We start from the raw sequence: 24,058 nt of genomic DNA, 5'->3' as shown, positions 1-24,058 counted from the left end.
TAATTCTTAAAGAACCGCCGTGTACCAGACCGGTACGCACGGTGGTGTGAGAGGTCGGGAAAATTTAATTAATTTTCCCTCCTACTCGATTATTATAAAAAATATATGATATTCTTAATTTGGAGAAAGTATATTTTTAGCTTTTTCACTAATATTATTTTTATTAGATACAGCAAATAATTTTCCTTATAACATTACTTTAATATTTTCTCCTATTAAAGCTACTTCTAAAACACTTCTTATTACATTTACAATGCAATCATCATCATAGTATAAATTAACTATAATATTTATTGATATATTGTTCAAAATGCCAAGTCTGTAAGAAGTCTCTAGCGGCTCTGTAACCTGATTTGAAAAGAGATATACTTTTTTCTTTAGAGATATTAAACTCAATAGGATCTACTTCCATAGTTGGAATAAATATAGTTCTATCAATGTTTTTAGATTTTTTCCAAGGATTATTTTGAGTACATTTCATTGTATCAGCTATATCGAATAAGAAAGAAAGAGGATCTGTTTTACCCATAGAGGTATAACTTATATTAGAATTTTCAAATTTAAAACCAAAAGTAGGAAGTTTAGGTATAGGGTCATTATCAAATATTTCTATAGGAAAGTTACAACAAACTCCACCATCTACAATATAAGAGATATTATTTTTATATTGTAATTCAACAGGTTTAAAATAAAAAGGAATGCTAATGCTCATCCTAACAGCTTTAGCTATAGAAAAAGAATCTGGATTTATCCCATATGAATATAAATCATCAGGTAGTATTAATATTTTCTTTTTGGTTATATCAGAAGCTATTATTTTTAATCTATAGTTTCCGTTATTCTTTAAGTCCCCAAAGTTATATATTTTTTTATTAATTAATAATTTATTTATCCATTCTTCTAAATAATCTCCTGAATAAATTCCTTTTTCTTTAAAAAAGCCTAAGGCTTTTCCTACTAATGGAAATCTTTGTAATTTGTCTGTATCAAGAAATTTAAGAAAATTTAAATTTACTAACATATTTTTTAGATCTTTAGCAGAATATCCAGCAGCAATAAGAGTAGCTATCAAAGCACCTGCAGAAGTGCCAGCTACATTTTGCCAAGTGTATCGTTCTTTCTCAAAGTAGGATAAAGCTCCTACTATACCTATAGCCCTCATTCCACCACCTTCAAAAATTCCGTTTGCATACAAAATCTATATCTCCTTTATTATTGATTATAATATATGTTATTCTAGTTATAATTTTGGTATGTTATGGAACATATAAATTTTCATTTGATATAGATGTTTTTTAATATAGATAGGTGGAAAACAAAATTATGGATTAAAAAAGTTAAAAAGAGTATAATAAAGTAAAACTTAGTTTATTTAGTTTATATGGTCAAATATGAACTTTAAATTTACCATTAAGGAGTGATTTTATGTCAGAAGTTGTGGAAAGATTTTTAAAATATGTAAGCTTTAATACTAAATCTGATGAAGATTCAAAGACAACACCTACTACAATAGGGCAAATGATTTTAGCAGAAGAGTTAGGGAAAGAATTAAGAGAAATTGGATTAGAAAATGTATCAGTAGATGAAAATGGATATGTTATGGGAGAACTTTCTTCAAATATAGATAAAAAAGTACCTAAAATAGGTTTTATTGCACATATGGATACTAGTCCAGATATGAGTGGAGAAAATGTAAATCCAAAATTTGTGGAGAATTATAATGGAGAGGATATTTTACTTAATGAGAAAGAAAATATAATACTTTCACCTAAAGATTTTCCAGAACTTAAAAATTATATTGGGAAAACATTGATAACTACAGATGGAGATACTCTTTTAGGAGCAGATGATAAAGCGGGAGTAGCAGAAATAATAGCGGCAATGAAGTATTTGGTAGATAATCCTCATATTAAACATGGTAAAATATGTGTAGCGTTTACACCAGATGAAGAAGTAGGGGCTGGAGCAGATCATTTTAATATAGAAAAGTTTGGAGCAGATTTCGCTTATACTATAGATGGAGGAACTATTGGAGAATTAGAATTTGAAAACTTTAATGCAGCAGGAGCAAAAGTTTGTATTAAAGGAAGAAATGTTCATCCAGGCTCAGCTAAAGGAAAAATGATAAACTCTATGACTATAGCAGGTGAACTTATAATGAGTTTACCTGAAAATGAAGTGCCAGAAAGAACAGAAGGATATGAAGGGTTTTTTCATTTGACATCTTTAAATGGAGAAGTAGAAGAAACAAAGCTAGAATATATAATAAGAGATTTTGATAAAGATAGTTTTAACAAGAGAAAAGAATTTTTAAAAGAAATAGTGAAAAAGCTAAACAAAAAATATGGGGAAGATACAGTTATTTTAAATTTAAATGATCAATATTATAATATGAAAGAAAAAGTAGAGCCAGTAAAATATATAGTAGATCTTGCATATAAAGCTATAAAACAAGTTGGAGTTACTCCAAATATAAGCCCAATAAGAGGAGGGACAGATGGAGCAAGACTTTCATTTATGGGACTGCCAACTCCAAATATATTCACAGGAGGACATAATTTTCACGGTAGATATGAATATATACCTATATATGCTATGGAAAAAGCCGTTGAGGTTATATTAAAAATAGTTGAATTAAGCACAGAGTTATAGCATTAATGAATGAAAAAATGTAAAAAAATCAATAAAATAGTTATATATTTGATAAAGATTGCATAGAATTATTAACGTATATGCAATCTTTATTTTTTGCGCAGGGTATTCTTGTTATATTTTGTTGAAATATAAAATTTATGATGTTAAAATTATACTATAACAGTATTTATACGATAATATTTGACAAATATTATTATAATCTATGTTATAAATTATAATATAAAGTAAAATTTAGTTGAATATATTCAACAGTTAAAGATACTTAACTAATACTTGTAATATAAGAGTATAGAGGGATTAGTTATAAACAAAAATAAATAGGGGGGATGCAAAAAATGAATAGCAATAGGAAAGTAATTAAAATAATATGTGCGATTACTTTGTCGTTTTTTGCTATAATTTTTTCTGTTAATATGTGTTTTGCCAATGATAATTACAAAAGATTTATTTTGCTGATAGATTCTTATCCTTACGGCAACAAATGGAATAATTATAATTTAGAAAAAATAAAAGATAAATTAAAAGAAAATCACAATTTATTATTATTAACTGAAAGTGTAGATAGCGAAAAAATTAACAATAAAGAATATATAGAAGCAATAAAGGGGAATTATGAATATAATAAAAAGGATTTATATTTAATTATAGCATGTGACAATAATAGCTTTAAATTTATGGAAAAATACGGTGATAAAATATTTGGTAATACTCCTACCATACTATTAAATAAGTTTAATAGTGATTTTATATATGATATGTTAAGCAATTCATATAGCAAAAATGATAGTTCTTATTTAATACCTAAAGCATATATATGGAATTCTGTAATGATTACTATTGTTTTACTTGTACTTATAATAGTGATGTTGGTGAATAGCATAGAAAAGAGGAAAGAAATAGAAAAAGCTTTAAAAGAAAATGAGGAAAATATAAGAAGTATTATGAATGCTACTCCAGATATTATATGTATTAAAGATGGAAATGGAAGATATATAGAGATTAATGAAGCATATAAAAAATTTTTAAATCTTAAAAATTTAAATTATAAAGGAAAACATGATTTAGATTTAATGAAAATTATTCCTAAGTACAAAGAATATATAATGAAGTTTATAGAATCAGATAAAAAGGCATGGGAAAGCAGAGCTGTATGGAGAGGAGAAGAAAAATTTATTACTAAAGAAGGATACTGCAAGATTTTCGATGTAATAAAGGTACCTATAATCGATAATGAGGGAACAAAAAAAGGTTTAGGTGTAATTGGAAGAGATATTACAGAAAGAAAAATTAATGAAGAATTAAAAATGAAAGTTGACGAGAATAATAGATTGTTAGAAAAAGCTAAAGAATATGATAAAGCTAAAACAGAATTTTTCGCTAATGTTTCACATGAGTTAAGAACACCATTGAATGTTATGTTAAGTAGTCTTCAATTGATTCAATTATATATTGAGAATGGTTCTATAATAGATAAAGGCATAGATTTAGGTAAAAAAATAGCAGTTCTTAGGCAAAACTCACTAAGAGTTTTAAAGCTTATAAATAACTTAATAGATATAACTAAAATAGATGCAGGATTTTATGAAGCTTATCTGCAAAACTGTAATATTGTTAATTTAATAGAAGAAACAACTTTATCTGTAGCAGAGTATATAGAAAGTAAGGGTATAAAATTGATATTTGATACAGATGTAGAAGAAAAGATAATTGCATGTGATCCTGAGAAAATAGAAAGAATTATGTTTAATTTATTATCTAATGCTACTAAGTTTACCCCACAAGGAGGATTAATAGAGGTGAATTTGTATAATAAAGAAAGGAATATAATTATTTCTGTAAAAGATACTGGTATTGGAATACCAAAGGATAAACAGGAGCTTATATTTGAAAGATTTAGACAAGTTGATAGAGAATTAGCTAAAAATTATGAAGGAAGTGGAATTGGATTATCTTTAGTTAAATCACTGGTAGAAATTCATAAGGGGACCATAGAGGTTAAAAGTGAATACGGTAAAGGAAGTGAATTTATAATTTCTATTCCCGTCACAAAAATAAGTGAAGAAAAAAGTGTACAGGATATAAGTGAAATAAGTAAAGATATGATGAGGGTTGAATTTTCAGACCTAGCAATCAATTAAGATGTCATATTTTTTATTTAAATATTAAATTTTATAATATTTAATATCAGTAAAGGTTTTCTTTTATGCAAGTTTTTAAAAAAAGCTTGCATTTTTATTTAAAAGTGGTATACTATGTCTGTAGAAAAAAATAATTTACATAAATTACAAGGAGGTGTAGTGTATGAAGGAAGAAAGAATATTCAAATTGACTCAAGATGTTATAGAAGAATGTCTAGAAGAAAGCATTGAAAAACCAGAAGTTGAAAAGAAAAATTCAAGCAGTAAAAGAATTGCTTAATTTTAGATTTCAATAACGTTGCAGATAGGAGATGATGAGAAAACATTGGAGTGTAGCCAATGTTTAAATTTATGATAGTATCAAATTCGCCTATAAAATTTAATATTTAAAAAATCCTAGTTTTAAAATTTAATTTTAACTAGGATTTTTTATTTTTTATTTAAATTTATTAGAATAAGACAAATTATAATTAAACTTATGGATAATTTTTTCTCGAAGTTTAATTTCTTTTTAAAAATAAACAGAGTTCTAAGCTTAAGAGGGAGTTTTTACTCCTTAGAAGTCGTTATCATTTAGAGGAAATCGTTATCCAGGGACGTGGCCGCTCTTTGCTCCCACTTTAAAGAAGATGGCAGTATTAGAGCGGGTAGTCATTGGATAAAGTAACTTGAGTACCAGATAAGGAGGCAATATTTTCTTTAACACTTTTTTATAATATGGAAATTATAGGAGAAAATGATCCTGTTTTTTACTTTAAAAGGGGAAAACCAATATTGGTTTTCCCTAAGATTTATTTTAATAATTTTACAATTTTAGCAGGGGAATAAGCAATGGAAGTTTAGTATAAACCACAAAATGTGGAATATTATTAGTATAAATATTATCCATAACAAGTAGAAAAATACACAACAGCAAAACATAAAATCACCTCCTGCTGAGTAAAGAAACTACTTAATAATATATTATATGAGCAAAAAATAAAAATGTTAATTAAAGAAAATATTAATAAAAAAATGGAAATAAATAGAATGATGTTTTAGAAAATCATTAAAAAATATATTACAGAATAAACAAATTTCAAATAAATATGATATAATTGGAATATAAGGTGTTATTATGGAAAAATGTAAAATGAAATATCTATTGTATGCTGTATAGTAATATTAAATGTTATATTTTCAAGGGGGAGTTTGACGTGCTAAAGAATACTAAATTAAATCAAAAACTTTTAATAGTATTAATTGTTCCAATAGTAGCATTAGTTATGACTGCAGGAATAGCTATATTTAGATCAAATCGTATTGAGGAAAATTTAATCAAATCACTTTATGAAGAAAGTTATAAGATTTCAAATTTAATATTAAAAGCAGATAGAGACATGTACCAAGCTATGGTAGCAGAAAGAAATTTATTTTTAATTGATGGGAACGATCCTAATTTTAAGGAATTTGTAAAAGAAAGAGATTTAAATATAAGAGAGGCTAGAGAGGGATTAGAGGAAGCAAGGAAAGTTATAGAAACAAATAAAGAAGTTTTTTTATCTTATGAAAATGAAAAGAATGAAAAAAACGTAATAGATGATTTTGATGACTTTGAAAAATTCTTTACAGAATGGGAAAAGGAATGCGTTAAAGTTACAAATGCATTATCCGTAAAGCGTTTAAATGAACGTAGTATGGAAATGATAAAAGAAAGATCTGTAGAGGCTAAGTTTAATTCAGCTAGACAGAGCATAGAAAGAATTGGAGAAGTAATAGATAATTATGCTGAAGATAATATAACTCATAGTAGAATTATTAAAAGAAACGCTTTTATAATAATAGGTATTATAGATATAATAGCTGTATTATTATCTGCTGCTATTGGAGGAATTATAATAAAAGCAATAATAAAGAGAATAAATATTGCTAAAGATTTAATTGATGCTACTTCAGAGTTAGATTTAACTATAGAAGAAGATATGTCTTATGAAGATAAAGATGAGATAGGGGATATACATAAAGCAGTTGTAAAGATGAGGGAAGCATTAAAACTTATAGTGAAAGAGCTAAATGATAGCATAATGCAGATATCAGGAAGTTCTCAAAACCTTGCAGCGGCAACAGATGAAACTACAGCATCTATAGAAGCTGTTACTGAGACAGTAGAAGAAATTGCAAGAGGAGCGCAAGAACAAGCTAAAGAATCACAAGCTGGAGTAGAAAAATTAGATAAGTTAGCTTATAAAATAAATAATATAGTGAATAGTTCAGAAGAAGTAAAAAAATATTCAAATAATGTAAAGCAAATGAATGGTAAGGGACTAATTTCTATAAATACATTAATGGAAAAGTTTAAATTAAACAAAAATGCAGTAGACCATGTAGGTAAAAATGTGAATATATTAGATAAGAAATCTGGATCTATTGGAGAAATAATAGATACTATTCAATCTATAGCAGAACAGACTAATCTTTTAGCTTTAAATGCAGCTATTGAAGCTGCAAGGGCAGGAGAAGCAGGGAGAGGATTTGCTGTTGTTGCAGAGGAAATAAGAAAATTAGCAGAACAAACATCTATTTCAACAAAGGAAATAGAGACAATAGTAAATGAAATACAAAAGGAAATATCTAATGCTAAAGTTAGTATGGACTCAGGGAAGCAGGCGGTAGAAGAAGCAAATAATGCAGTTGAAGATACTAATGAAGTATTTAATAAAATAGATGATAGTATTCAAATTACAATTCAGCAAATTAATGAATTAGTAAATAATATATTGGAAGTTGATAAAGATAAGCAAGATGTATTAGAAAGAATTGAAGGTATTTCAGCGATTTCAGAAGAATCTGCTGCATCTACAGAAGAGGTATCAGCATCTATGGGAGAACAGGCTCAGACGGTGAATAATGTTTCTAAAATGACTGATGAATTAAAAAATATAGCAATGAAACTAGAAGATTTAGCAAAAAAATTTAAAGTATAAATAATATCTTATTAGGGACTGTAGTAAATTTATAGAAATTAGCTATAGTCCCTAATAATTTATTTATATATATCAGAGAATTCTATATTTATTTTTTCTACTGAAGTTTTGGTTAAATGTTTACTTTTGCTTAATGTATTATTTTTATTAACTAGGTTTACAGGTAAGTTTATTAGCATATCTGTTCCACTACCATATTCACTTATAACTTTAATGGTTCCACCATGTAGTTGAACTAAAGATTTCACTAAAGATAAGCCAATACCGCTACCTTCTTTGTTCCTATATAATGACTTATCTACCTGTAGAAATCTATTGAAAATTTTATTTAGTTCATCTTTAGGAATTCCAGTTCCATTATCCTTTACAGATATCTGAACGAAGTTCTTTTTGTCTTGAACAGATACTATTATTTTACCACCTGAATTAGTAAATTTAGCTGAATTTGATATAAGATTTAATATAATTCTTTCTATTATATCAGGGTTACAGGCCATTATTTTTTCTTCAATATCTGTATCAAATATTAAAGAAATAGATTTATCTTCTATGTAGTTGGCTACGGAAAGGGTTATTTCTTCTATAATACTAACTATGTTATGATTTCCTAAGTTGAGTTTAAAATATCCTGAATCTATTTTAGTAATATCTATTAGGTTATTAATTATTTTAATTAATCTAAGGGAATTTTGATAAATACTATTGTAATAATCTCTTTTTTTACTTTCGCATAGGTCTACATTATGATTTATATCCATATTTAATAGTTGAACTGCTGCTAAAATTACATTAATTGGAGTTTTTAATTCATGTATTATATTTGTAAAAAAATCTGTTTTAACTTTATCCACTTGTTCCATTTTTTTTATTGATAAATTTTTCTTATTGAAACGCCTTTTTAAGTCTTTAATATACATTGTTTTAGATATATCTTTTATAATAAAGAGTATACAGTAGGAGTTATTGTAATATATCGGGAAAAAAGTATTTTCTATTTTCTTATTTTCTCCATTTTTATTCTTAAAAATATGATATGTAGTAGAATTGAAATTATTATTGTTTAATTTACTTTCTTTAAAGTTAAAGCTTTGAACAAAATAGAATTCCTCATTAAAAAAAGGAAAAAATAATAATAAGTTATTGTTTAATAATGATTTTTTTTTAATGCCAGTAATATGTTCTATATGAGAATTACATATTAGTATATTAAAGTTATTGTCAAGTAATAATACGCCAAGAGGTATATTTTCTAATAAGATTTTTACAAAGTTTTCATTCTTATATTTGTAATTTAATTTGTGAAATAAAGCAGAATTGTTTTTATCAGAAAGTTTATAATTTTTAACATCATAGTTGGTATTGTTATCATCTAAAATGAGCATATGGTTATTCCCCCTTATACCATATGGAATTAAATTTTATATTTTACTATATTATGTATATAATTTATTATTCTATAAAAATAAAAAAAATCCTTTAAAAAGTCAAAAAAAGTATAGTGGATGTTTGCAATTAATATTAGTAAGTGATATATTTTTAATAGTTTATCCTATTAATAAAACTTCAATTTGAATAAAAGTATATATTTTATGTATGGTATGTATTAGGAGGAATTTACCAAGTGAATATTTATTTAGTAAGACATGGAGAAACAGAAAATAATTTTAAAAAAGTTTATTATGGTAAACTAGACGTAGAATTAAATGACAATGGTAAAGAGCAGATAAAAAAAACTAAACAGAAGCTTAATAATATAAAGTTTTCTTTAATTTATACAAGTTGTATGAAAAGAGCTATTCAAACCGCTGAAATATTAGTAGATAATAAAGATTATATTTTTATTCAAGATAAAAGAATAAATGAAATGGATTTAGGAGAGTTTGAGGGAAAGGGTTACGAAGAGATTAAAACGAATTATCTTTTAGAATGGCAAAGATGGTCAGAGGATTGGAAAAACTTTGCTCCACCTAAAGGTGAAAGTTATGTTGAATTTTATGGTAGAGTAAAGAGTTTTATAGAAGATATAATAAAAACTAAAGATGATAATATTTTGATTGTAACTCATGGAGGAGTTATAAAAAGTATTTTAGCTTACATATTAGGAGAAAATTTAGATATATTTTGGAAATTTGCTTCAAAAAATGGAGATGTAACTTTGATTAAATATGAATATGGAAATTTTTATATTGACTCTATAGTTCATTGTGACTGATATTTATAATTTGTCATTTAATAAAGGTTGGAGGATTAAATATGAGTTTAGGAAAAATTATATTAGTTACTGGAGGGGCTAGAAGTGGAAAAAGCTCCTTTGCGGAAAATATTTTAAAAGATAAAGAGGATGTATTATATATTGCTACATCTATAGTAACAGATGAAGAAATGAAGGACAGGGTAAAAAAGCATAGAGAAAGAAGAAATAAAAATTGGGAAACTTATGAAGGATATTTAGATTTACACAAAGCTTTAGAAAATAGTAATTGCAAGTATGTATTATTAGATTGTGTTACTATAATGACTACAAATATAATGTTTAGAGAAGAGAGAGATTTTGATACTATTTCTATGGAAGAGGTAGACAAAATAACTTTGAAAATAAAAGAAGAAATAAATAAATTTATTTCTAAGGGAAGAGAGCTTGATAAAACTATAGTTATGGTTACTAATGAAGTAGGATTAGGATTAGTTCCTGCTTATAGACTTGGAAGAATATTTAGAGATATAGCAGGATTTATAAATCAATATATAGGAAGTCTTTCAGATGAAATATATTTAGTATGTTGTGGACATCCGCTAAAAATTAAATAGGAGTGACAGAAGATGAAGGAATATTTTTATGATTTTTTACTTATGATTCAATTTTTAACAAGATTACCTGTAAAGAAAAGTCTGCCATGTGATAAAAAAAATTTTAGAGATGGTGTAGCTATGTTTCCACTTATAGGACTTATAGTAGGAGGAATACAATATCTTACCTATTATATTTGCATAAAAGTATTTCCAGCAAATATAACTGCTATATTTATAATAGTTGTAGGAATATTTGTAATGGGAGGATTACATCAAGATGGTTTTGGAGACATATTTGATGGATTTTTTTCATTTAAAGGAGATAAAAATAAGATTATAGAAATAATGAAAGATAGCAGAATAGGAACTTTTGCTTGTATTGCTTTAATTTTTGACATTCTTACAAAATATGCAGCAATAACTTTTATAATATCTATGAATATGCCATTAGTAATAATTGTAGCTCCAATAGTAAGTAAATGTAGTGTAACTCTTTTATGTTTAATAGGTAAGAATGCTAAAAGTACAGGTACTGGAAATTTTTTTGTAGAGAATACTTCTATAGTACATTTTATAATTAGTGTAATAACAACTATTTTAATAAGTATATATTTAATTGGAACAAATAATTCTATAATAGCTATTTTGTTAGGATTCTTAGTTACATTATTATTTTTGAAACTATGCAAAAATAAAATTGGAGGAATAACGGGTGATTGCTTAGGAGCCAATAATGAATTTGTAGAATTAGCTGTACTTATTCTGTTTACAGCTATGTTAAATAGATAAAAAAAGACTTAAGTTAGGGAAATTTACTATTATAATACTTATTAATTGATTAATTTACAGTTTTTTGTATTGACATATAACAAATTGTGTAGTAGACTAAAAAACGAAAAGTGAATAGTAACTTTCAGGTGCCTAAAATCTAGGTGAAAAGGGAATGCGGTTAAAGTCCGCAGCAGCCCCCGCTACTGTAATTGATGACGAACCTTTGTATACCACTCCCTCAAGAGGAGGAAGGGAAAGGTTAGAATGATTCATGAGCCAGGAGACCTGCCTGAGTGTTTGGAAAACGAGCTTTCGGCGGGAAAGGATCTTAACATGTAAAACGCCGGCTTATGCCGGTTTTTTTATAGTGTCTAGATTGTGCAGGTTTGAAAGCCTGCTGTTTTTGTATTTGCTGTGTTCTCAGAATAAAAAATCTGTCCATTTTTTATTCTATTAAGTTTTAATTTTATCCTCTGCTAGCATCTATTTCCTTACAAATGAAAATTTAATAGGTGCTAAGCAATGGATAAAATTAAAAATAAAAACTTCTATATAAACTATAGAACACGGTAATATTTTTTTCTATAATGATATAGAAAATATATTAACTATGTAAGCGGGGTGTTTAATTTGGCAAAAATAATGATACAGGGAACAGGTTCTTCTGTAGGAAAGAGCATATTAGTAACAGCGTTATGTAGGATATTTAAACAGGATGGATATTCAGTATGTCCATACAAATCTCAAAATATGTCTTTAAATTCTTACATAACTCATGATGGTAAAGAAATGGGAAGGGCCCAAGTGCTTCAGGCTTATGCTTGTGGATTAGAACCAGAGGCTTATATGAATCCTATTTTATTAAAACCTACTAGTGACAAAAAATGTCAAATAATATTTAATGGAAAAGTTTTTAGTAATACTACTGCAATGGAATATCATAACATGAAGTTGGATTTTGCAGATAAATTGAAAAGTCAATTTCAGGATATAGAAAATGAATTTGATATAGTAGTTATTGAAGGGGCAGGAAGTCCAGCAGAAATAAATTTAAGAGATAGAGATATAGTAAACATGGGATTAGCAGAAATGGTGGATGCACCGGTTTTACTAGCAGGTGATATAGACAAAGGAGGAGTTTTTGCTTCTCTTGCAGGAACTATGGTTTTATTTAGTGAAGAAGAAAGAAATAGAGTAAAAGGAACAATTATAAACAAGTTTAGAGGAGATGTAGAAATATTAAAGCCTGGTTTAAAGATGCTAGAAGACATTATTAAAATACCTACAGTAGGTGTAATACCTCATTTTACTCTAGATTTGGAAGATGAAGATGGAGCAGTAGAATTTAATAAAAATGCTGTATCTCCTATAGATATAGCTGTAGTAAAATTGCCACATATATCTAATTTTACAGATTTCGACGCATTAAAAATTGAAGAAGATGTATCCATAAGATATATAACTTCAAAAGATAACTTTGGAAAGCCTGATTTATTGATTATTCCAGGAACTAAAAATACTATAGACGACCTATTATCTTTAAGGGAATCAGGTATTGAAGATTTAATAAAAGAATATGCTAAAGATGGATTAGTAGTAGGAATATGTGGTGGATATCAAATGCTTGGTAAAACTTTGAAAGATCCTTATGGAGTAGAGACAGATAATAAAGAGACAACTGGTATGGGACTTTTAGATGTAGAAACTGTATTTGAGAAGGAAAAGGTTACAACAAGAGTAAAAGCTAAGTCGAAGCAAGAAGAAGTATATGGTTATGAAATACATATGGGCATATGCTCTTATGGAGAAAATGCTTCACCTCTTTTCAATATATATGATGAAAATGGGAAAAATGTGGCAAGAAAAGATGGAGCAATAAATGATAAAGGAAATGTAATGGGAACTTATATTCATGGAGTATTTGATGGAGTAAATTTTAGAGAAAATATAATAAATAAAATAAGGAAAGAAAAAGGAATAGAAGAAAGAAAGTCAGTAGTATATGAAAACTTAAGAGAAAAGAATTTAGATTTATTGGCAGATTTGGTAAGGAAAAATACGGATATTCATTATATATACAAAGTTATGGGAATTAAAAGATAGAGGTGATTAACATTATTTCATCTATATTAATGAATTTTATAGATATAGTTTTAGCAGTAATTATAGATTGGATTGTGGGAGACCCATATTGGTTTCCACATCCTGTAATATATATAGGAAAACTTATAAGTGCTTTAGATAAAAAAGGAAGAAAAATTTGCAAAAGTAATGAAGCTTTAAAATTATTTGGAGGACTTATAGTAATAATCGTAGCATCATTTTCTTTTTTAATTCCATTTTTAATACTTAAATTAGCTATAGGGAATTTATGGATATATCATAGTTTAAACATATTGATTCTTTGGACAACTTTATCAGCAAAATGTCTTAAAGATGAAGCAATAAAAGTATATTATGCATTAAAGAATAGAGATATAAAAGATGCAAGATTAAAACTTTCTTATATAGTAGGTAGAGATACCAGTGAACTTGATGAAAAAGAAATTATAAGAGCAGATGTAGAAACAGTAGCAGAAAATGCTTCTGATGGAGTCATAGCACCGCTTTTTTATGGAATAATTGGAGGAGCCCCTCTTGCAATGATGTATAAGGGGATAAATACTATGGATTCAATGCTTGGATATATGAATGAAAAATACTTGCATATAGGATTTTTCCCTGCTAAAGTAGATGATATTTTCAATTTTATACCAGCAAGAATTTCAGGAATTCTTATGTGTTTTACAGCTCCTTTAGTTAACGGAAATATATTATATAGCTTTAAAATAATGCTAAGAGATAGAAAAAATCATAAAAGTCCTAATTGTGCATATCCGGAAGCTGCAACAGCAGGAGCTATGGAAGTACAGATAGGTGGAACAAATGTGTATTTTGGTGAAGTGGTTTATAAACCTACAATAGGAGATATGAAAAAAGAGTTAAGTTTTGTACACATATTTGACAGTATAAAACTTATGTATGCTTCAGAAATTTTGTTGATTGTAATATATGGATTGATTGTTTTTATTTGTAGTAAATAATATAAAAGAGGTGTAAGAAGTTGCAACATGGTGGAGATATATATACGGAAGGAATATTAAAAGGAAAGGAACTTTTAGATTTTAGTTCAAATATAAATCCACTAGGAGTTCCGGAAAGCTTTATAGATAATATACAAGAAGGAATAAGCAATTTAAATAGATATCCAGATGCATTGTATAGACAACTAAAAGGATATTTAAAAGATTATATAAATCATAGTAAGGGACTCTTTAACTTAGATGAAGATAAAGAAGAAAATTTCAGTATATATGAAGATATAATAGAAGAAAAAAATTTAATTTTAGGAAATGGAGCAGCAGAAATAATAGATTTAGTAATATCCTGTTTTAAAAGTATTTTAATAATTACTCCATCTTTTGGTGAATATGAAGAAGATTCAGAAAAGTGGGGGGTTAAAATTACTCATTTACCTATGAAGGGAGATATGGAATATGATTATGAAGAAATTTTATCAAATATAGATAAAGTAGATGCTTTAATCATAGGAAATCCTAATAATCCCAATGGGGGAATAATTCATAAAGATAAATTTATTTCTATATTAGAATATTGTGAGGAAAAGGGAAAAGTTGTAATTATAGATGAAGCATTTATAGAGTTTACAGGAAATATAGCAAATAGTTTTGTATATAATCTAAAAAAATACAAATGTATTTTTATAATAAGAGCTTTAACAAAGTTTTATGCTATGCCGGCTATAAGATTAGGTTTTGGAGTAAGTAGAAATGAAGAGCTATTAAATAAAATGAGAAAAAAACAAAATCCTTGGAATATAAATTGTTTTGCAGAGTTGGCAGGAAAGTATGTTTTAAAAGATAGGGATTATATAAAAAAATCTATTAAGTGGGTAGAAGAGGAGAAAAAATATTTAACTGAAGAACTATGTAAAGTTAAATATATAGATAAAGTTTATAAAACTTATAGCAACTTTATATTATGTAAGCTTAAAGAAATAGACTGTAATAAATTATATGAATTATGTTTAAATAAGGGGATAGCTATACGAAAATGTAATAATTATGTTGGACTTAACAATTATTATGTTAGATTTGCTATAAAAGATAGAAAAAGCAATGAAATATTAATGAAAGTATTAAGAGAAATAAATGTTTAATAGCATTTAATTTATAAATTATTATAATGTGGAGGGATTTTTAAATGACAAAAAAATTTACACTCTTTATGATGGTAGCTTTTTTATTTACCATTACTCCTAATGTTTATGCTATGCATATAGCAGAAGGATTTTTACCACCAACTTGGGCTGGTGTATATTTTGTTATAGCAGCACCATTTATTATCATAGGACTTAAGCAAGTAAGAGAAAAAGGTGGAAAAAGTAAAGACATAAAAATGCTTTTAGGATTGGTGGCAGCATATGCATTTATTCTTTCAGCTATGAAGATACCATCAGTTACAGGAAGTTGTTCTCATCCAACAGGTACAGGACTTTCAGCAATAATTTTTGGACCATTTATATCATCAGTAGTAGGTATTATAGTATTATTATTTCAAGCACTTTTACTTGCTCATGGAGGACTTACAACTCTTGGAGCAAATACAGTATCTATGGGTATAGCAGGACCTATAGTTTCCTATCTTATTTACATAGGACTTAAAAATAAAAATAAAAAAGCTGCAGTTTTTTTGGCTGCATGTTTAGGAGATTTAACAACATATTTTGTTACAGCAGTACAACTATCTTTAGCTTTTCCAGCGCAAAATGGTGGAGTAGGAGCAGCTTTTGTTAAATTCTTTTCTATATTCTCAATAACACAGATTCCACTTGCTATAGTAGAAGGAATATTAACAGTCGTTATATTTGAGTTTATAGAAAAATATTCAGCTAAAGAAATACAGATACTTAGCGAGGTGAAATAATTGAAAAAGAAAACTATATCTTTATTATTAGTCTGTTTTATAGTTATAATAGGTTCCTTAGTTATAGGAAGTAAAAAAGGTGGAGAATTTGGAGGAGCAGATGATCAAATAGAAGACACAATAAAAGAAACTAATGCAAACTATGAGCCATGGTTCAGTAGCTTTTGGGAACCACCATCTGGCGAAATAGAAAGTCTTCTTTTTGCAGTACAGGCTGCTATAGGAGCAGGATTTATAGGATTTTATATAGGAAAGAAAAGCAATGTTAAAGTTAATAATGGCTCTGTCCAGGAGAAATAAATTAACAAATGTACATCCAATAGAGAAGATATTATTAGCAGTAATGCCAATAATAGTAATGGGATTTGTAAAAAATCCCATTATAATTATTGGCAATATACTGTTTTTTGTGTTATTACACATAAAAATCAGGAATAATATGAAAATAGTAGTAAAATTTGCCCTGGAAATAGCAGGTTTTGCAGCATTTTCATCTATTACCTTTGTCTTTGATTATGGATGGAAATATGCGGGTATAATAGTACTCAAAAGCTTATCCGCAGGATTATGTTTAAGTTTTTTTTCATTAACTACACCTATAGATCAAGTGCTATATTTATTATCTAAAAATAAATGGTTAAAAGACATTTGTGATATAGCTAAGTCTATGGAAAGATTTTTAGTTATAATAAATGAAGAATACAATATTATGTATTCAGCTATGAAATCTAGGGGTGGTTTTGATAACTTTTCATTAAAAATAAAGAGCACGGGAAAAATGGCAGCACTTTTATTTGTTAATACTATGACAAGATGGGAAAGCATTAAAGAAGGAATTAATAGTAGATGCTATAGGGGGTATATGCCATATTTAGATACAACTTTTGATTTTTCTAAAGGAAGATTTGCTCTAATATTTTTTTATGATATTATATTGATTTTATGTACGGTTATTTTAAATAATAAATTAATATTATAAATCTTTAAATTTGTTGGATTCGAATTATCTAAAATTTATATGCACATTAAGTATTAAACTTATATAAGACAGTTTTTTATTAGGAGGAAAAGCATGTCTTATGCATATGAAATGGATAAATTCTTTATGGAGATGATAGGTTAAATGATAGGAGTTTTAGGAGTAAAGAGTAACGTTAAATTAGATATAAGAGAAAAGCTTTCCATAATACCGAAACATTATAATAGTTGTTTAAATAAACTTAAAGAAGTGTGTGATGAGGTTGTTATATTAAGTACTTGTAATAGAACAGAGGTATACTTTAATACCTCTAAAGATTATAAAGACATAGTTATCCAGATATTTGATAATTTAAATTGGGATAAAAATTATATGAAGTACACATTTCATTATGAAGATAATGAAGCAATTGATCATTTAATGAAAGTGATTTGTGGTTTTGACTCTCTTATATTAGGTGAAGATCAGATACTAGGTCAAATTAAAGATGCTTATGAAATAGCATTGGAAGAAAAGAGTGTAAAAAAGGACTTGCAAAAACTTTTTCAAATGGCTATTACTTGTGGAAAGGAATTTAGATTCAATTCACAATTATACAAAATCCCAGTATCATCTGCTTCTATAGCAGTAAATGAAGGAAGAAAAAAGGGTGCAAGGAGTTTCATGGTTTTAGGATATGGAGAGGTTGGAAGATTAGCCTGTAAATATATACTTTCAGGAAGTTTTTCTAAACTTTATATAGCAGTAAGAAATACTTCTGTAGTGGATATAGAAGATAGCAGAGTTAAAGTCATACATTTTAATGAAAAGGGAGAATATTATAAAGATGTAGACTGTATAATCAGTTGTACGTCAGCTCCACATACAGTTGTTCATAAAGTAGAAATTCCAGAAAAGAAGATGATTATATATGATTTAGCTGTTCCAAGAGATGTAGAGGAAGAAATAGCAGAATTAGATTATGTAGAAGTTTATGATATAGATAAAATAAGTTGCATGAATGATGAAAATTGCCAAAAGAGAGAACAGATAATGATTAATAACAGATATATATTGGATAAATATATTAAAGAGTTTTTAGATTGGCAAAAAATAAGAGAGATATCACCAGAAATACGAAAACTAAAGAAGTATGGAGAAGATGTTTATAGAAAAAGATATAAAACTTTTAAAAATAAGAAATATACAAAAGATAATGATGCTTTAGCAGAAATACTTTTAAGAAGTACTTCTGATGCATTTGTAAATAGAGCTATAGAAGTGTTAAAAGAAGAACAGTTGAAAGGTAGGTTGGATGAATGTCTGAGTATAATAGAAAGGATATTCTATCCAATGGATTAGATTATACTTTACTATCATTAATTTCTGATAAAATAAAGGTGCTTATAGTAGGTGGAGGAAGAGCTGGATTTATAAAAGCTAAAACCTTTAGTAAAAAAGGATGTATTTTAACAGTGGTTTCTAAGGAATTTTGTGAAGATTTTGCTAGCATTTCTCATTTAAGTAATGTTAAACTTATTAAAGAAGAGTACAAAAAAGAATATATTTTAAATAATCATCTTGTTGTAATTGCAATAAATGATGAAAAAGTAAATAAACTTATAAAAACTCACTGTGATAAAATAAGTAAATTATATTTAGATTGTACAGATTTCAAAGAAGGTTTATGTGTGATGCCTTGTCAAAGAGATACGGAATTTATAAGCTTTGGAATCAATACAAAAGGGGGAAGCCCTAAAACATCTAGATACTTAGCTGAGAAAGTAAAGGGAAGTTTAAGAGAATATGATTCATTTGTTCAGTATAGCTATTCTTTAAGAAATAAAATAAAGTATGTAGATGATAAAGATAAAATAATGGAATTTGTATCTTCTGATGATTTTTATTTTTTTTATAAAAAAAATATACATAAAAGTGTGCTAAAAATGTTTTACCCTACAGCTGAGAGCTATTTTTAAATAGAAATTAGCTTTTGGGAAATTTCAAGTGATGGAGGTAAGAATTTTGAATTTAATAGTTGCTACTAGGAAGAGTTGTCTTGCTCAAACACAAACAGATTTAGTTATAAATATGATAAAAGAAAAACATGGTATAGAATGTGAAAAACTTCTTATGGAAACTTTAGGAGATAAGATATTAGATAAAATTTTAGACAAAATAGGTGGAAAAGGTTTATTTGTAAAAGAAATTGAGATGAGTTTATTGGAAAATAGAGCGGATATAGCAGTACATAGTATGAAGGACGTACCTTATGAAATTCCAGAAATGTTTGAAATAGCAGCTATACCAACAAGAGAAGATGTAAGGGATGTATTTGTATCAAGAGATAAAACTCCTTTTATGGAATTACCAAAGGGAGGTAAAGTTGGAACTAGCAGTAGAAGAAGAGCGGCACAGCTTAAACTTTTAAGACCTGATATAGAAGTAGTTCCAATAAGGGGAAATGTTCAAACAAGGATTAGAAAAATTGAAGAGCTTAATTTAAATGGAACAATACTTGCTGCAGCAGGACTTAAAAGACTCAATATGGAAGATGTAATTACAAATTATTTTGATCCTACAGAAATGGTTCCAGCTATAGGGCAAGGAGCTTTAGGATTAGAAATTAAAAAGGAAAGTGAAGTAAAGAAATTTATAAAGGATTTAGATCATATAAAAACAAGGCTTTGTGTTGAAGCGGAGAGAAGCTTTATGAGAGAGCTTAAAGGAGATTGCCATTCTACTATAGGAGCATATGCAATACTGGAAAAGGATTTAATGTATATAGTAGGAATATATGAAATAGGTGGAAGAATAGTTAAGAAAGATATAGAAGGAAAAGCAGAAGCCTTTGAAGAATTAGGAAAAAATTTAGCCAAAAAAATTATGAATGCTTAGGAGGGTAATATGAGTAAAGTTTATCTTATAGGAGCAGGACCAGGGGATGAAGAACTTATAACGTTAAAGGCTGTGAGAATGTTAAAAAAATGTACGGCAGTTATGTATGATAGACTAGCAGGCCCAGGAATATTGAAATATTTAAATGAAGATTGTGAGATATACTATTGTGGAAAAGAACCTGGATGTCATTATAAAACTCAGGAAGAAATAAATGAAATGTTAGCAGAGTTAGCTAAAAAAGGTCACATTGTTGGAAGAATAAAAGGTGGAGATCCTTTTGTATTTGGCCGTGGTGGTGAAGAAATATTAAGGCTCATAGAAGATAATATAGAATTTGAAGTTATTCCAGGGATTACTTCTGCTATATCAGTGCCAAATTATGCAGGGATACCTGTAACTCATAGAGCTATATCTCAAGGATTCCATGTGTTTACTGGAATGACAGCAGATAAACTTAATATAGATTGGAAAGCTGTAGCTGGAATTGGCGGCACATTAATATTTTTAATGGGTTTTAAGAATTTAGATATAATTAGAAATAGACTTATGGAAAATGGAATGAGTGAAAGTACGCCTTGCGCTATTATTATGAGAGGAACTACTGCAAAGCAGAAAAAGGCTATAGGAACTCTTGAAGATATAAAAGAAAAGGCTGAAGCCATTGGTATAAGCTCTCCTTGTATCATATTAGTAGGAGAAGTAGTTCAATTTAATGATAAATTTAATTGGTTTGAGAGAAAACCATTGTTTGGTAAAAACATTTGTGTTACTAGATCAAAGGAACAGGCTAGAGAATTAAGAGAAAGGTTAAGTGATTTAGGAGCACAGGTCACTGAAATCAATGCTATAAAGGTTAAAGAAACTAATAGAAATTTAGAAGATTATATGAATAAATTAAATGACTATGGTTACATAGTTTTAACTAGTGTAAATGGTGTAAATATATTCTTTGATTATTTAATACAAAAGGAATATGACATAAGAAATATTAAAGGTAAATTTGCAGCTATTGGACCTGCCACAGCAAAGGCGCTTTTAACAAGAGGGATTAAAGCTGAAATTATAGCAGAAGAGTTTGTAGCAGAGAATTTATTTGAGCAAATGAAGCCTTATTTAAAGGAAGGAGATAAAATATTACTTCCTCGTTCAAAACAAGCTAGGGAATACTTAGTGGAAGCGTTAAAGGGAATAGGTTGTATGGTGGATGAAGTTGTTACTTATGAAATAGTTAAAGGAAATGTATCAAATCCTGAAGCATTTGAAGATGTAGATATAGTATTATTTACAAGTCCAAGTATAGTAAGAAATATGATAAATTTAGTAGGATTAGAAAATCTAAAGAAAAAGCAGTGTTTAGCTATAGGACCTATTACAGCCAAAGAATTAGAAAAGAATAAAATAGAGCATTTAGTTTGTGAGGAATACACCACAGAGGGAATGATTCACAAATTATTAAATATAAAATAATAAAGAACAGATTATAGAGTATAGAGTACAGATTATAAATAAAAAATAATGAATAATAAATAAGGAAAGCTTACCCTAAGGGCAAGATAAAACTTAATTTTAAATTTTTTGTAATGGAAATGAAGAAGAATTATCCTTATCTGTTATCTGAAAAAAGGCGGGGTGTTAATTATGTTTGATAGACATAGAAGACTTAGACAAAATGAAGCTATAAGAAGTATGGTTAGGGAAACTGTATTAACTCCAAATGATTTTATATATCCTATATTTGTAGTAGATGGAAAAAATATAAAAAAAGAAATATCCTCTCTTCCTAATAACTATCATTTTTCAATAGATAGGTTAGATGAAATAGTTAATGAAGTTGTAGATGCTAAAATTAAGGGAATAATATTATTTGGAATTCCAGAACATAAAGATGAAGTAGGTAGCGATGCTTATGATGATAATGGAATAATTCAAAAGGCTATAAGAAAGATAAAAGAATTAGCTCCAGAACTTTATGTTATTACAGATGTTTGTATGTGTGAATATACAAATCATGGACATTGCGGAATTATCTGTGGGCAAGATGTAGATAATGACAAGACTTTAGAATATTTAGCTAAAATTTCTGTATCACATGCTAAAGCAGGGGCAGATATGATAGCTCCATCAGATATGATGGATGGAAGAATTAATGCCATAAGAGATGCTTTGGATAAAAATGGATTTAAAAATATTCCTATAATGTCTTATAGTGCAAAATACTGTTCAGCTTTTTATGGGCCATTTAGAGAAGCAGCAGATTCATCTCCTCAATTTGGAGATAGAAAAACATACCAGATGGATCCAGGTAATATAAGAGAAGCAATACTTGAAATAGAAAGTGATATTGAAGAAGGAGCAGATATAATAATGGTTAAGCCTGCTTTATCTTATTTAGATGTTATAAGATGGGCTAAGGATAGAACTGATATGCCAATAGCAGCTTACAGTGTAAGTGGAGAATATGCTATGGTTAAAGCAGCAGCTAAAGCTGGTCTTATAGATGAAAAAAGAATTGCCTTGGAAATGTTATTATCTATAAAAAGAGCAGGAGCGGATATGATAATAACTTATTATGCAATTGATGCAGCAAAATGGATTAAATAAGGGGAGTTGATACTTTTGACAAGTTTAGAGATATTTGAACAATCAAAAAAGTATATGCCTGGTGGAGTTAATAGTCCCGTTAGAGCTTTTAGAAATGTTACTGCTAATCCACCGGTTATTAAGAAAGGATTAGGCTCACATATATGGGATGAGGATGGAAAAGAATATATAGATTTCGTAGCTTCTTGGGGACCTATGATACTTGGACACAATGATCCAGACATAGTAAAAGCTATAAAGGATATGGTAGATAATGCTATAAGTTTTGGGGCTCCAACTGAAGCAGAATTAGTACTTGCAAAACATATGATTGATACGTTAGATAATGTGGATATGGTTAGAATGGTTAACTCGGGTACTGAAGCTACCATGAGTGCTGTAAAGCTGGCAAGAGGATATACTAAAAGAGATAAAATAGTAAAATTTGCAGGATGTTATCATGGTCATTTTGATGGATTCTTAGTAGAAGCAGGTTCAGGGGTACTTACTGAAAGAATACCAGGTTCTCCAGGAGTGCCAGAAGGAAGTATACAAAATACTTTAATTGCTCAATATAATGATATAGAAAGTGTAAAAGCATTATTTGAAAAGCATGGTGAAGATATAGCCGCTGTCATAGTAGAGCCTGTGGCAGGAAATATGGGAGTAATTCCAGGAGAAAAAGAATTTTTACAGGGCCTTAGAGAAGTTTGTACTAATTCAGAGGCACTTCTTATATTCGATGAAGTTATGTCAGGGTTTAGAGTGGCTTATAAAGGAGCACAGAGCATTTATGGTATAGTTCCAGATCTTACAACTTATGCAAAGATTATGGGAGGAGGACTTCCATGTGGTGCTTATGGTGGTAAAAAAAAGATAATGGAAAAATTATCACCAATGGGACCTGTATATCAAGCAGGAACTATGTCAGGAAATCCAGTAGTAATGGCGGCTGGATATGCAACTTTGAAGAAGCTTCATGAAAATCCAAATTATTATGATCACATGGAAAATATGGGAAGAATGCTTGAAGAAGGTATGAAAAAAATAACTAAAGAGAAAGGAATTCCTCTTACCGTAAACAGATGTGGAGCTATGATGACACCGTTCTTCACAGAAAAGGAAAGTGTAAGAAATTATGAAGATGCTAAAACATGCGACACTAAGTTGTTTGGAAAATTTTTTGAACATATGCTAAATTGTGGGGTATATGCAGCGCCATCACAGTTCGAGGCTATGTTCATAGGAGTTAAACATAAAGAAGAAGAAATAGAAAAGTTTTTAGAGGCTATGAAAAAATTCTAGGGAAAAGGTGT

Annotated in this window: 20 protein-coding genes and 1 riboswitch; of the genes, 18 read left to right on the top strand and 2 right to left on the bottom strand. The window is 28.2% G+C overall.

The window, feature by feature from the left end:
- Positions 1-277: 277 nt before the first annotated feature.
- Positions 278-1,195 carry a patatin-like phospholipase family protein gene (locus J2Z24_RS18370; protein ID WP_035150972.1) on the bottom strand — a complete coding sequence of 306 codons (918 nt, stop codon included), beginning with the start codon at positions 1,193-1,195 and terminating at the stop codon, positions 278-280.
- Positions 1,196-1,425: 230 nt separating this feature from the next.
- Between J2Z24_RS18370 and pepT the strand changes: the two genes are divergently transcribed.
- The 3 genes from pepT to J2Z24_RS21820 all read left to right on the top strand — a co-directional run bounded on the left by pepT (position 1,426) and on the right by J2Z24_RS21820 (position 7,756).
- Entirely contained in the window at positions 1,426-2,652 is a 1,227-nt protein-coding gene (pepT, locus tag J2Z24_RS18365) for a peptidase T (RefSeq protein WP_035150975.1), read from the top strand.
- Between the two features lie 338 nt (positions 2,653-2,990).
- A complete protein-coding gene (locus J2Z24_RS18360; protein ID WP_051593400.1) occupies positions 2,991-4,793 on the top strand; it encodes a sensor histidine kinase in 1,803 nt (600 codons plus the stop codon).
- A 1,196-nt stretch (positions 4,794-5,989) separates the two neighbouring features.
- Positions 5,990-7,756, top strand: a complete 1,767-nt coding sequence (locus tag J2Z24_RS21820) for a methyl-accepting chemotaxis protein (RefSeq protein ID WP_051593401.1) — start codon at positions 5,990-5,992, stop codon at positions 7,754-7,756.
- Positions 7,757-7,815: 59 nt separating this feature from the next.
- Here the strand turns inward: J2Z24_RS21820 and J2Z24_RS18350 are convergent, their stop codons facing one another.
- Entirely contained in the window at positions 7,816-9,138 is a 1,323-nt protein-coding gene (locus J2Z24_RS18350; RefSeq protein WP_051593402.1) for a sensor histidine kinase, read from the bottom strand.
- Between the two features lie 239 nt (positions 9,139-9,377).
- On the opposite strand from J2Z24_RS18350, the gene cobC reads away from it, so the two are divergent.
- From cobC to hemL, 15 genes are all read left to right on the top strand, one after another.
- Positions 9,378-9,968 (top strand): alpha-ribazole phosphatase, encoded by a 591-nt coding sequence (gene cobC, locus J2Z24_RS18345; RefSeq protein ID WP_035150978.1) that lies wholly within the window; start codon positions 9,378-9,380, stop codon positions 9,966-9,968.
- 41 nt (positions 9,969-10,009) lie between these two features.
- Complete coding sequence (gene cobU / locus J2Z24_RS18340; RefSeq protein WP_035150981.1) at positions 10,010-10,564, top strand: bifunctional adenosylcobinamide kinase/adenosylcobinamide-phosphate guanylyltransferase; 555 nt, start codon at positions 10,010-10,012, stop codon at positions 10,562-10,564.
- A 12-nt stretch (positions 10,565-10,576) separates the two neighbouring features.
- Positions 10,577-11,335: an adenosylcobinamide-GDP ribazoletransferase gene (gene cobS / locus J2Z24_RS18335; protein ID WP_035150983.1), complete on the top strand. Its 759-nt coding sequence runs from the start codon at positions 10,577-10,579 to the stop codon at positions 11,333-11,335.
- Between the two features lie 109 nt (positions 11,336-11,444).
- A riboswitch (cobalamin riboswitch) is annotated at positions 11,445-11,624 on the top strand.
- 323 nt (positions 11,625-11,947) lie between these two features.
- Complete coding sequence (locus J2Z24_RS18330; protein ID WP_035150986.1) at positions 11,948-13,420, top strand: cobyric acid synthase; 1,473 nt, start codon at positions 11,948-11,950, stop codon at positions 13,418-13,420.
- Positions 13,421-13,449: 29 nt separating this feature from the next.
- Positions 13,450-14,400, top strand: a complete 951-nt coding sequence (cbiB, locus tag J2Z24_RS18325; RefSeq protein WP_035150989.1) for an adenosylcobinamide-phosphate synthase CbiB — start codon at positions 13,450-13,452, stop codon at positions 14,398-14,400.
- Between the two features lie 20 nt (positions 14,401-14,420).
- Positions 14,421-15,536: a pyridoxal phosphate-dependent aminotransferase gene (locus tag J2Z24_RS18320; protein WP_035150992.1), complete on the top strand. Its 1,116-nt coding sequence runs from the start codon at positions 14,421-14,423 to the stop codon at positions 15,534-15,536.
- 44 nt (positions 15,537-15,580) lie between these two features.
- Positions 15,581-16,303 carry an energy-coupling factor ABC transporter permease gene (locus J2Z24_RS18315; protein WP_035150994.1) on the top strand — a complete coding sequence of 241 codons (723 nt, stop codon included), beginning with the start codon at positions 15,581-15,583 and terminating at the stop codon, positions 16,301-16,303.
- A complete protein-coding gene (locus tag J2Z24_RS18310; protein ID WP_035150996.1) occupies positions 16,304-16,603 on the top strand; it encodes an energy-coupling factor ABC transporter substrate-binding protein in 300 nt (99 codons plus the stop codon).
- Positions 16,566-17,282: a cobalt ECF transporter T component CbiQ gene (cbiQ, locus tag J2Z24_RS18305; RefSeq protein WP_111947678.1), complete on the top strand. Its 717-nt coding sequence runs from the start codon at positions 16,566-16,568 to the stop codon at positions 17,280-17,282. Before J2Z24_RS18310 ends, cbiQ begins: the two co-directional genes overlap by 38 nt.
- A 144-nt stretch (positions 17,283-17,426) precedes the next feature.
- The gene (hemA, locus tag J2Z24_RS18300) at positions 17,427-18,623 is read left to right on the top strand and encodes a glutamyl-tRNA reductase (RefSeq protein ID WP_035151003.1); all 1,197 of its coding nucleotides are present in this window, start codon (positions 17,427-17,429) and stop codon (positions 18,621-18,623) included.
- The gene (locus tag J2Z24_RS18295) at positions 18,581-19,240 is read left to right on the top strand and encodes an NAD(P)-dependent oxidoreductase (RefSeq protein ID WP_035151006.1); all 660 of its coding nucleotides are present in this window, start codon (positions 18,581-18,583) and stop codon (positions 19,238-19,240) included. The genes hemA and J2Z24_RS18295 overlap by 43 nt, the downstream gene beginning before the upstream one ends.
- 46 nt (positions 19,241-19,286) lie before the next feature.
- Complete coding sequence (hemC, locus tag J2Z24_RS18290) at positions 19,287-20,159, top strand: hydroxymethylbilane synthase (protein ID WP_035151009.1); 873 nt, start codon at positions 19,287-19,289, stop codon at positions 20,157-20,159.
- 9 nt (positions 20,160-20,168) lie between these two features.
- The gene (cobA, locus tag J2Z24_RS18285; RefSeq protein WP_035151012.1) at positions 20,169-21,629 is read left to right on the top strand and encodes a uroporphyrinogen-III C-methyltransferase; all 1,461 of its coding nucleotides are present in this window, start codon (positions 20,169-20,171) and stop codon (positions 21,627-21,629) included.
- 171 nt (positions 21,630-21,800) lie between these two features.
- A complete protein-coding gene (gene hemB, locus J2Z24_RS18280) occupies positions 21,801-22,763 on the top strand; it encodes a porphobilinogen synthase (protein ID WP_035151015.1) in 963 nt (320 codons plus the stop codon).
- Positions 22,764-22,778: 15 nt separating this feature from the next.
- Entirely contained in the window at positions 22,779-24,047 is a 1,269-nt protein-coding gene (hemL, locus tag J2Z24_RS18275) for a glutamate-1-semialdehyde 2,1-aminomutase (RefSeq protein WP_035151018.1), read from the top strand.
- Positions 24,048-24,058: the final 11 nt, after the last annotated feature.

The organism is Clostridium tetanomorphum (assembly GCF_017873215.1).
Classification (GTDB): domain Bacteria; phylum Bacillota; class Clostridia; order Clostridiales; family Clostridiaceae; genus Clostridium_AO; species Clostridium_AO tetanomorphum.
Note: the sequence above shows the minus strand (reverse complement) of the source record. Positions and strands in the feature narration are given on the sequence as shown.